Source organism: Rhodococcus sp. (in: high G+C Gram-positive bacteria) (assembly GCF_049591685.1).
In the GTDB taxonomy this organism is placed as follows: domain Bacteria; phylum Actinomycetota; class Actinomycetes; order Mycobacteriales; family Mycobacteriaceae; genus Rhodococcoides.
Map to the genome: position 1 here is coordinate 1 of NZ_JBAWFH010000426.1, position 10,341 is coordinate 10,341.

The 10,341-nt window shown below is 65.5% G+C and carries 9 protein-coding genes and 1 pseudogene; 5 read left to right on the forward strand and 5 right to left on the reverse strand.

Going from position 1 to position 10,341, the window contains the following annotated elements:
- The 3 genes and pseudogenes from WBQ44_RS18040 to WBQ44_RS18050 all read right to left on the reverse strand — a co-directional run.
- Nucleotides 1-411, reverse strand: a pseudogene (locus WBQ44_RS18040) (cytochrome P450); the annotation flags it as partial.
- 28 nt (nucleotides 412-439) lie between these two features.
- A complete protein-coding gene (locus WBQ44_RS18045) occupies nucleotides 440-2,389 on the reverse strand; it encodes a M13 family metallopeptidase (protein ID WP_495568046.1) in 1,950 nt (649 codons plus the stop codon).
- A 68-nt stretch (nucleotides 2,390-2,457) separates the two neighbouring features.
- Nucleotides 2,458-3,240 carry a pirin family protein gene (locus tag WBQ44_RS18050; protein ID WP_495568047.1) on the reverse strand — a complete coding sequence of 261 codons (783 nt, stop codon included), beginning with the start codon at nucleotides 3,238-3,240 and terminating at the stop codon, nucleotides 2,458-2,460.
- Nucleotides 3,241-3,455: 215 nt separating this feature from the next.
- On the opposite strand from WBQ44_RS18050, the gene WBQ44_RS18055 reads away from it, so the two are divergent.
- Entirely contained in the window at nucleotides 3,456-4,847 is a 1,392-nt protein-coding gene (locus WBQ44_RS18055) for a maltokinase N-terminal cap-like domain-containing protein (RefSeq protein WP_495568048.1), read from the forward strand.
- Between the two features lie 20 nt (nucleotides 4,848-4,867).
- On the opposite strand, the gene WBQ44_RS18060 is transcribed toward WBQ44_RS18055, so the two are convergent.
- Complete coding sequence (locus WBQ44_RS18060; RefSeq protein ID WP_495568049.1) at nucleotides 4,868-5,860, reverse strand: pirin family protein; 993 nt, start codon at nucleotides 5,858-5,860, stop codon at nucleotides 4,868-4,870.
- 166 nt (nucleotides 5,861-6,026) lie between these two features.
- Between WBQ44_RS18060 and WBQ44_RS18065 the strand changes: the two genes are divergently transcribed.
- Nucleotides 6,027-8,174 (forward strand): xanthine dehydrogenase family protein molybdopterin-binding subunit, encoded by a 2,148-nt coding sequence (locus WBQ44_RS18065; RefSeq protein WP_495568050.1) that lies wholly within the window; start codon nucleotides 6,027-6,029, stop codon nucleotides 8,172-8,174.
- Nucleotides 8,175-8,184: 10 nt separating this feature from the next.
- Nucleotides 8,185-8,664, forward strand: coding sequence for a (2Fe-2S)-binding protein (locus WBQ44_RS18070; RefSeq protein WP_495568051.1), 480 nt, complete (start codon nucleotides 8,185-8,187; stop codon nucleotides 8,662-8,664).
- On the opposite strand, the gene WBQ44_RS18075 is transcribed toward WBQ44_RS18070, so the two are convergent.
- Nucleotides 8,654-9,463, reverse strand: coding sequence for a mycofactocin-coupled SDR family oxidoreductase (locus WBQ44_RS18075; protein WP_495568052.1), 810 nt, complete (start codon nucleotides 9,461-9,463; stop codon nucleotides 8,654-8,656). The two genes, WBQ44_RS18070 and WBQ44_RS18075, sit on opposite strands and share 11 nt — an antisense overlap.
- A 108-nt stretch (nucleotides 9,464-9,571) precedes the next feature.
- On the opposite strand from WBQ44_RS18075, the gene WBQ44_RS18080 reads away from it, so the two are divergent.
- Nucleotides 9,572-9,751, forward strand: coding sequence for a hypothetical protein (locus WBQ44_RS18080; protein ID WP_495568053.1), 180 nt, complete (start codon nucleotides 9,572-9,574; stop codon nucleotides 9,749-9,751).
- 96 nt (nucleotides 9,752-9,847) lie between these two features.
- Nucleotides 9,848-10,300: a GtrA family protein gene (locus WBQ44_RS18085; protein WP_495568054.1), complete on the forward strand. Its 453-nt coding sequence runs from the start codon at nucleotides 9,848-9,850 to the stop codon at nucleotides 10,298-10,300.
- The last annotated feature ends 41 nt before the right edge of the window (nucleotides 10,301-10,341 follow it).

Genomic DNA, 10,341 nt, shown 5'->3' on the forward strand with positions numbered 1-10,341 from the left:
GCGGGAGACAGCCCTGGGCGTGAAGACCGACGACACCAGTTTGCGGTATCGGGTGTGCTCGGGCGGCTCCACCGAGAGCAGCGACGGCGGCTTCAACGGATGCAGCGCCTTCGACCGCGTTTTGCTCTCGATGTAGCGCAGCGGCCCCGGCAGACTGGCACCGAACTGGGTGACCCGGAGGTCGTCCGAGCGCAAGAGGTCGTGCACCACCCGGTGGGTGACGGTGATGTTGGAGATGCGAGTTTTCACCAACGGCCCGGACGCCCGAATCTTCTCGAACACCTGACGCGGATCGGCGCGCGTCGCCGGGTCTGCCACAAGCATGGCTTGCAGATCACCCGCCTGCGCGGCCTTCCTTGCGCCGTATCGCACCACCGCGTGCGCGGCCACCCACCTGATCCGATTCTTCATGGTGCCCCCTCCTCCATGCGCGCCGCACTCACCAGATCTTGACGCGCTCCTCCGGCTCCAAGTAGAGCGCATCACCAGGCTTCACATCGAACGCTTCGTGAAAACTGTCCAGATTGCGTACTACGCCGTTGCAGCGGAACTCCGGCGGCGAGTGCGGGTCGACGGCCAGCCTGCGAATGGCCTCCTCGTCGCGCGCCTTGGTGCGCCACACCTGCGACCAGCCGAAGAACACGCGCTGCAGACCCGTCAAACCGTCGATGACCGGTGCATCCTCCCCGCCCAGTGCGATCTCGTATGCGGTGACGGCAATGGACAGCCCGCCGAGGTCGCCGATGTTCTCGCCGATGGTGAACTCGCCGTTGACCTTGTGGCCGGGCAGAGCCATGGGCTCGAACTGGTTGTACTGCGCGATGAGCGCGGAGGTGCGTTTGCCGAACTCGGTGCGGTCGGAGTCGGTCCACCAATCGACCATGTTGCCGTCACCGTCGTACTTCGCGCCCTGATCGTCGAAGCCGTGACCGATCTCGTGCCCGATGACGGCTCCGATTCCGCCGTAGTTGGCGGCGTCGTCGGCGTCGGCATCGAAGAACGGCGGCTGCAGAATGGCCGCGGGAAAGACGATCTCGTTCATGCCCGGGTTGTAGTAGGCGTTGACGGTTTGCGGCGTCATGAACCACTCGTCGCGGTCCACCGGACCGCCCAGCTTGTCGAGATCACGCTGGTACTCGGCGACATATCCGCGGCGGTAGTTGCCGAGAAGGTCGCGCGGGTCGATCCGAAAAGCGGAGTAGTCACGCCAGCGGTCGGGGTACCCGATCTTCGGGGTGAACTTGTCGAGCTTGTCGAGCGCCTTGCGGCGAGTCTCCGGGCTCATCCATTCGAGTTCGGTGATGTTGCGACGGTACGCCTCTCGGAGATTGTCGACGAGCACCTGCATGCGGCTCTTCGCATCGGCCGGGAAGTGCCGTTCGACGTACAGCTTGCCGACGGCCTCGCCCAGCAGGTCCTGCACGAGGGACACGCCGCGCTTCCACCGCTCGCGGTTCTCCTCCGTTCCGGTCAGCGTCTTGCCGTAGAACGCGAAGTTCTCGTCGACGATCGCCGACGTTAGGTATGGAGCTCGGCCGTGCACGATGCGCCACGCCAGCCATGCCTTCCAGTCCTCGATGTCCTCCGATGTCCACAGGCCGGTGAAGGTACTCAGGAACGAGGGTTGGCGGACGACGATCTCCGCGAACTGCTCCGCTGTGCCACCCAGACCGGAAACCCAAGCTGCCCAATCGAACCCGGCGTCGAGTGCATCGAAATGGACGAGGTTGTAACTCTTCTCGGCGTCGCGACGCGCCACGACGTCCCAGTGCCCGGCTGCAAGCTTGGTCTCGAGGTCGAACACGCGCTGCGCGTCGTACGACAATCCTGCGAGGGAGAACATCGTCGCGATGTGCGCGAGGTATGCGTCACGGATGCCCGCGTAGTTCTCTTGTCGGTAGTACGACTCGTCGGGCAGGCCGATGCCGGACTGAGAGAAGTGAACGAGGTATCGCGTGGAGTCCTTCGCGTCGGTGTCGACGTAGTGGCCGACAGCGCCCCCGACGCCGGTGCGCTGCAGTGAGCCGAGCACCCGGGCGAGTGCCGAGAGGTCGGCCGCATCCGAGACGGCGGCGAGCTCGTCGGCGACAGGTGTGAGGCCGGCAGCCTCGACGGCGTCCGCGTCGAGGAAGCTGGAGTAGAGGTCGCCGATTTTCTGGGCGTCCGATCCGGCCGGCGGGTTGGACGCTGCCGCTTCCTGGATGATCGTCCGAACGTCTTCCTCGGCCTTGTCGTACAGCGTGCGGAATGCGCCGTCGACCGCGCGATCGGCAGGAATGGCGTACTCGTCGAGCCACTTGCCGTTGACGTGTACGAACAAGTCGTCCTGCGGGCGCGTGCCCTCGTTTCGGTAGCCGAGATCGATCCCCGAGTTCAGTACAGAAGTCATGCACCCCATCTTTACACTCCGGGGCGCCGAGCGGCCTGTTGCACTGCAACCGACCGCGCGGTTCGGTTCTACTGCCCGAGGCGGGCGTGCATTTCCCACACCAGGATCTCGGCCGACTCGGATGCGTGAACACGCTGCCCGCCAGAGGAACTCATGCGCACCGCATCACCCTCGTACAGCTCGCCCACGCCTTCCATCTGCACCGTTCCCTGGCTGACGAACACGTGCAGGTACGGCGCTTCCGGCAGCGACACGGGTAGGCCGGGGTGCAAGCGGGCAACGTGCAGCGCCGCCGCCTTCTGTGAGATACGGATGGCCGACTGGCCATGATGCTTCTTCATGCCCGACGCGACGGGAACCAGCCCGCCGCGCAGCAATTCGTCGTCGATCTCGAGTTGCTCGTAACCTGGATCGATACCGGGCGAATCGGGCACGACCCACATTTGCACGAACCGAACAGGTTCCTGGTGGGTTTCACCGGTCAGCCGCCACGAGTCGTTCTTCTCCGAGTGCATGATGCCTTTGCCCGCGCTCATGCGCTGGGCCAGCCCGGGATAGATGACACCGGAATGTCCGATCGAATCCTGATGCACCAGTGAACCCTTGGTGACCCAGGTGACGATCTCCATGTCACGGTGCGGATGAGTCTCGAAACCCTGACCGGCAGTGACGATGTCGTCGTTGTTGACGAGCAACAGGCCGTGATGGGTGTTGTCCGGGTCGTAGTGCTGACCGAACGAGAACGAATGCTTCGAGTCGAGCCATGCCACACGGGTTTTGAGACGATCGCCGGCCCGATGAACATCGATGTGGGGTATCGGCGAGCGAGGGAAAGATTGTGGAGCGGACATGAAACCACTCTACGAGCCGTGTACCCGGGGATGTCAGCTCGTCTCATAACGTTCGCGCGACGAAACAACCGGCGAAACAGCCATGGACGCCGTGGTGTGTGGCATGACCGCCGATCGGGTACCTGCCGGGTGGGAGTAATGCGTGCTGCGCGGTACACCGGCTCGATCGTTAAGGTTGAACACACCAGCGAATTGCGGAGGCGAGAGAACTCGATATGACCGATTCGACACGCGTGACCACGGTGGATCTCGAAACGGCCCTACTCGGATGGATTCCCCAACAGCGTTGGTTCGCAGCGAAGGGGTCGAAGCTGGTGTCCCTGACGATTGCCGCGCGGGTGCATCTCGGCTCGCGGGCAGGTGTCGACGCGGAGCACCTGCTGGTCGACATCGGTCTCGACGCACCGGTCTCCGACGGCGGACGGGTGCAGCGGTACCAGGTACCGCTCGGGTTCCGCGAAACGCCCGCCGACGGGTCGGCCGACGAGCTGGCGGCCTGGGCCCTTCCGCTTCCTGAAGGCGGCGTCGCCGAGGTGTACGACGGACTCCGCGACCCCGTCATCATCTCGATGTACGGCGATCTGCTCGCCGCTGCCGATACCGTCGGACCCGTCGCATTCCGAACGGTGCCCGGCGAGACCGTCGACTCGTCGATGACCGGCCGAGTACTGGGAGCAGAGCAGTCCAACACCTCGGTGGTTCTCGGCGAAACCCTGCTGCTCAAGCTTTTTCGACAGATCTCACCCGGCATCAACCCGGATATCGAATTGCACCGCGCGCTCGCCGAGACCGGATGCGAGAACGTCGCGCCTCTGCGGGCATGGTTGGAAGCCGAGATCGACGGCGAAGTGTCCATGCTGGGAATGGCCCAGGATTTCGTGGTCGACTCCGCGGAGGGATGGACCACCGCGTTGGCGTCGGTGCGGGACCTGCTCGCCGGTGATCTCGCACCGGAGGATGCTGCCGCCGACTTCGCGAGCGAGGCCTTCGAACTCGGCGTTGCAGTGGCCCGCGTGCACGCCGACCTGGCCCGGCAACTCGGCACCGACAAGCGCAACTCGACGGCCTCCGTCGACGAAATCCTCGGCCGCGTCGAAGCAGCCGTCGACGCGGTTCCCGAGTTGGCCGACCACTTGCCGGCGGCGCGCACACTGATCGCGCGGGCCGAAGCCGCAGGCACCACGACCGTCCAGCGCATTCACGGCGACCTTCACCTCGGGCAGGTTCTTCGTACGCCGACGCACTGGGTGCTCATCGACTTCGAAGGCGAACCGGCCAAGACGCTCGAGGAGCGGCGCCAATCGGACAGTCCGCTACGCGATGTGGCCGGAATGCTTCGTTCGTTCGATTACGCCGCCCACCACCTGCTGCTCGGAGACGAGACCGCGACGCCGCAAACGTACGACCGGGCCACCGCTTGGGCCCAGCGCAACTCCGACGCGTTCTGCGACGGATACGCCTCCGTGACGGGTAGCGATCCACGTAGCGAAGCCGCGCTGCTCGGTGCCTACGAGCTGGACAAAGCCGTCTACGAAGCGGTGTACGAAGCCCGCAACCGGCCGACCTGGCTGGACATCCCGATGCGGGCCATCAAGCGCCTCGCGTAAGGCGGCTTCGCCGCCCGTGTTCACTTAGTGTTGTTGGAACCACCTTTTGTGCGCACGGGCGCCGGAGGCGCATATTCGGCGGGGATCGAACCGAGTCGTCCTGCTTGGAAGTCCTCGAACGCCTGGAGGACCTCGGACTTGGTGTTCATGACGAACGGTCCGGCCATGGCAACGGGTTGGCGGATGGGCTTGCCGCCGAGGACGAACACTTCGAGGGACTCGTGCTGCCGTTCCGACGCGGCGAGGTCGATGGTGTCGCCGCGGCCGAGGACTGCCGTCCGGCCCATGGAGATCGGCCGCCGATCGGGTCCGACGGTGCCTTCTCCGGCGAGGACGTAGACGATTGCGTTGAAGTCGCGCTTCCACGGAAGCGACACCGACGCACCGGGCGCGATGGTTGTGTGGCTGAGCGCGATCGGCGTGTAGGTCGATCCGGGGCCCTGGTGTCCGGCTATTTCGCCGGCGATGATGCGGACCAGTGCACCGCCGTCGCTGCTGGAGAGCAGTGCGACCTTGTTGCCGGTGATGTCCTGGTAGCGGGGCTGGGCGAGCTTGTTCTCCCGCGGCAGGTTGACCCAGAGCTGGACGCCGTGGAACAAGCCGCCGGACATCACGAGGTGCTCGGGCGGGGCTTCGATGTGCAGGATCCCGGCGCCCGCGGTCATCCACTGGGTGTCGCCGCCGGTGATGCTGCCACCGCCGCCGCCGGAGTCCTTGTGCTCCATGATTCCGTCGATCATGTACGTCACCGTCTCGAAGCCGCGGTGGGGATGCCACGGCGTTCCCTTCGGCTCGCCGGGCGCGTAGTTCACCTCGCCCATCTGGTCCATGTGGATGAACGGGTCGAGATTCGTGAGATCGATGCCTGCGAATGCACGACGAACGGGGAATCCTTCGCCCTCGTACCCGGTGGGTGCGGTGGTGACGGACTTGACCGGGCGGGCGACGGCGGTGGCGTCGGGCAGCGGTATGCGGGGAAGGGCAAGGATGTTGTCGACCGTTACAGCGGGCATCAGAGGTCTCCTGGAGTCTTTAGTTGATTCGTCAACTACCTCTGATGGAACAGTACCGCGCCCGGGATATTCCCGCGCCGATCGCACCCCGTCAGGCCCTGGGCCCTTACAGTGGGGTCGGCAATAAGCCCGGGACGGGGCGGTCCGGGGCAAGAAAAGGGTGGACGTGGCGCAGACGCAGGTGAGCCGTCGAGCGTTTCTGACGACCCTTCTTCTCGCACCCACGTTGACCGTGGCGGCCTCGCGCACAGCGTCCGCAGCGCCCACTCCCGAGCCGATGGACCTCGGCGATGTATTGGTACTGGCGGGTAAGCCGACCGATCACCTGTTGGTGCTGCTCGAAGTGCGCATCGACGGAACCATCGGTCTCGTCATTCCCCGCGCCGAAGTCGGGCAGGGGTTGACCACGTCGATGGCGATGCTCGTCGCCGACGAACTCGATGTCGATGTGAGCGTCATCGACACCACGCTGGCCGATGCCCGCCCGGAGTTGCTGTTCAATCAGCTCACCGGCAGTTCCAATTCGATGCGGTCCATGTATTGGCCGGTGCGCCATGCTGCCGCAGGGGTCCGTGCGCGGTTGATTGCCGCCGCAGCCCTGCGCTGGGCCGTTCCACCGTCGGCCGTCTCACTGTCTGCGGGCATGTTGACGGCTGCGGACGGTCGTACGACGGGTATCGGGGACCTTGCCGTTGCGGCTGCCGATCCACTCCTGAAAGTCGTGTCGCCACCCGCGACGGGACCGACCGGCCGTGTCGTCGGCACCCCCACGCGCCGCACGGATGCCCGGGCGATGGTGACGGGATCGCTGCGCTACGCGCTCGATCTCGACGTTCCGGACGCCATGCCGGTGGTGGTACGCAGGCCACCGTCGATCGGGGCGGCGGTACTGGAGGTCGACGAGAATGCGCTGCGGTCGATGCCCGGCGTGCTCGACGTGGCTGTCGTCCCGACGGGTGTCGCCGTCATGGCGGACACGTTCGGCCAGGCTATCGACGCCGCAGCCACGGCCGACGTGCGCTGGGATGCGGGACCTGTCGAGGGGGAGAACGACGACACGATCCGCCGTCGCCTGCGCGATGCGGTGACACCGCCCACGACGACCGGCGATCTCGACGCCGAGTTCGACGCCGAGTTCGACTTCGCCTTCGTCTCCCACGCGGCCATGGAAACCAATTCCGCTGTCGCCGACGTCAGGTCCGATTCCGCCGAGATCTGGGCGTCGATGCAGACTCCGATCGTCGCGAAGCAGGTGATCGCGCGTGTGCTGGGACTGCCTGTCGCCGCGGTGACGGTGCACGTCGTGCACGGCGGTGGGTCGTTCGGGCGACGCTTGTTCTTCGACGCCCCACTCGAAGCGGCCCGTATCTCGAAGGCGATGGGCAGGCCGGTTCGTCTGATGTGGACGCGTGTCGACGACATGCGGCACGGGCGAGCGCGGCCGGCGTCGCACCACCGTTTCAGGGTCCGTACCGAGGGACAGGCCGTGGTGTCGTTCGAGCACCGCGCGGCGTCGATCTCGACGGACTTCTCGCACGGTCTCGGCGAGATGTTGACTGCATCGGGATCGAGCGGATCGGGGCGGTCGGTGTTCGCGCGTACCGTGTCCACCCCGTACGACTTCGGATCCGTCTCGGAATCGTTGACCGAGGTCGAGCTCCCGATGAACACCGGCAGCTGGCGTTCGGTGTATTCGGCGAACAGCCGCGGCGCCGCGGAGGTCGTCGTCGATCGCATCGCTGCAAAGCTCGGTGTGGATCCGGCGGAATTCCGTCGATCCAGGTTGGCCGACCCTCGTCATCGCGGTGTTCTCGACGCCGTCGTGGCCGACAGTGGTTGGGGTTCGGCGATGCCCGACGGTTGGGCTCAGGGAATCGGTTTCCACGCCGAGTACCGCTCGTGCACGGCGTGTGTCGTCGACATCGACGCGACCGATCCGTCGCGTCCACGCGTGCGCCGAGCCGTCGTTGCCGTCGATGTCGGGAAGGCGATCAACCCGTTGGGATTGCAGGCGCAGATGCTGGGCGGACTGACCGACGCGATCTCGACGACGCTGCAGGCCGGGTTGCACATCGACGGTGGCCTCCCGCTCGAGGGGAGCTTCAGCCAGTTTCGCTACGCCCGGCAGCGTGACTCGCCGACGGATGCGCGGGTGATCGTGCTCGCCAGCGGCGACGACCCCGGGGGCGCCGGTGAGCTGGGCGTTCCGGCTGCGGTCGGTGCCGTAGCCAACGCCTACGCACGTGCGACGGGGATCGATGTGCGGTCGTTCCCCATCCGTTTCGATGTGGATTTCGAGCCGTTCCCACGATGAAAGGTTCTTCGTGCACGAATTCAGCGTGAACGGGCAGACCGTGAGCGTCGACGCACCCGACGATCTCGCGTTGCTGTGGGTGCTGCGAGACAAGTTGGGCGTGCGGGGGCCCAAGTACGGGTGCGGCATCGGCGTCTGTCACGCGTGCACGAGCCACCTCGACGGCGAGGAGATGCTGCCGTGCACCACTCCGGTGTCTGAGGTGGAGGGACGCGAGGTCACCACCATCGAGGGTCTGGCTGCCACCGCACACAGCCCCGACCTCGACGCGCTGCACCCGGTGCAGCAGGCCTGGCTGGAGGAAGACGTCGCGCAGTGCGGCTATTGCCAGCCGGGCCAGATCATGGCTGCAGTTGCGTTACTCGAGCGCACCTCGAATCCCACCGACGAGGACATCGACCGGATCGAGAACGTGTGCCGGTGCGGCACGTACTTTCGGATCCGGCAGGCCATCCAGAGGGCTGTCCGACTCCGCGACGCTAGCGAGTGAGGGTGCCCAGGTCGACGGGTAACTGAATGCCTGTCACGTGTCGTGCTTCGTCGGAAGCCAGCCACGCGACCGCTGCCGCGATGTCTTCCGGCTCGCTCACCGGATCGGGCAGTGAACCCATGAAGATCGGTCCCAGCGTGGCACCGTGCTCGCCGATGAGTTCCATCATCTCGTTCGGTTGCATCCCGGTGGCGACACCGTGCGGGTGGACGGTGTTGACGCGGATGCCGTACTGGCCGAGCTCGTTGGCCATCGAACGGCACAGTCCGACCGTGCCGTGCTTGCTCGCCGCGTAGTGGGCGAGAAACGGCAGCCCGCGCAGCCCGGCGACGGAACTCGTCATGACGATCGCGCCGCCGGTGCCCTGTTCGAGCAGGATCGGAACGGCGGCCTTCACGGTGAAGAACGTGCCAGTGAGGTTGACGTCGAGGGTCTCCCGCCACTGCTGCGGCGTGATCTTCCACGACATGGCCGCGGAGCAGATGCCGGCATTTGCGATGACGACGTCCAGGCGACCGAGCTCGGCCACTCCGCCTTCCAAGGCCGCGGACACCGCGTCGAAATCGCGCACGTCCGTCTGGGAGGCAACGATTCGACGGCCATGCGCTTCGACTGCCGCCACTGTCTCGGCGAGGTCGGCCGGAGTTGCTCCCGGGTACGACGTCGACTCGAACTCGTCGCAGATGTCGATGGCGATGATGTCGGCGCCCTCCGATGCGAGGCGAACAGCCTCTGCCCTGCCCTGTCCCCGAGCCGCACCGGTGATGAACGCGACCTTGCCCTCGAACCGTCTCGCCATCGTTCGGACGCTACCTCCGCAGACGCGTCGGAATGTGAGATTCGGGGTGCATTCGACCGATACTGGGGCGGCCAGTACGGTAAGGGGCGACACGGGAGGTATGCACTTATGGAAAGTATCGGCGCGTTCATCGGAATCGTCGTTGTGGTTCTGACCATCGTCGTGGTCGTCGTCGGCTGCGCGATGCTGTTCCTGGCTTCGGTGAAGCCGGATGTCATGAACTTCGACCTGACCCGTCGCTCCCGCAAGAAGAACGAAGGCGTCGAGTTGAACAAGAAGACGTCCTAGAGACGTCGGTCACAATCCGGCATACTTGTCGGACTGTATCGGTTGTATGGGACGTCACGGGCGGCTTCGTCGTTCGGACAGGCAACTGGAGACATCGTGAGCAGTTCGGTGAGCACGCATCCGCAGGCCGAAACGTGCGGCCCACGGCTCAGGGCGCGATTTCTCGGTGAGTCCGCGGTAGCTCAGTTCGTCCGGTTCGTCTTCGTCGGTGCGACGAGCAACATTCTCTACGCGGGATTGTTCGTCGCGCTCGCATCGCTCGGATCCTTCGTCGCCAACATCGTCGGTATCGTCGCCAGCACCGTCTTGGCCAATGAACTTCACCGTCGGCACACCTTCCACGCGGCGCAACGTGTCGGCTGGTTCCAGACGCAGTGGGAGGCAGGCGGACTCGCCCTCGTCGGGCTTGCTCTCGGCACCGCTGCTCTCGCCGCGGTACACGTGCTCTTCCCCGGCGCCTCGTCGGCCTTCCAGATCGTCGCCGTCATCGCTGTCAGCGCAGCCACCGGGGCGTTGAGATTCCTCGCCCTCCGCGGCTGGGTTTTCTGACCTACTGTTTTCCGGGTTGTGACCCTCACTCGACGCTAGGC

Bases quoted from the DNA above. Each gene is read 5' to 3' on its own strand.
- WBQ44_RS18080 (WP_495568053.1), top strand. From the start codon at position 9,572: ATGGAAAGTATCGGCGCGTTCATCGGAATCGTCGTTGTGGTTCTGACC.
- WBQ44_RS18055 (WP_495568048.1), top strand. From the start codon at position 3,456: ATGACCGATTCGACACGCGTGACCACGGTGGATCTCGAAACGGCCCTA.
- WBQ44_RS18050 (WP_495568047.1), bottom strand. From the start codon at position 3,240: ATGTCCGCTCCACAATCTTTCCCTCGCTCGCCGATACCCCACATCGAT.
- WBQ44_RS18075 (WP_495568052.1), bottom strand. From the start codon at position 9,463: ATGGCGAGACGGTTCGAGGGCAAGGTCGCGTTCATCACCGGTGCGGCT.
- WBQ44_RS18060 (WP_495568049.1), bottom strand. From the start codon at position 5,860: ATGCCCGCTGTAACGGTCGACAACATCCTTGCCCTTCCCCGCATACCG.
- WBQ44_RS18045 (WP_495568046.1), bottom strand. From the start codon at position 2,389: ATGACTTCTGTACTGAACTCGGGGATCGATCTCGGCTACCGAAACGAG.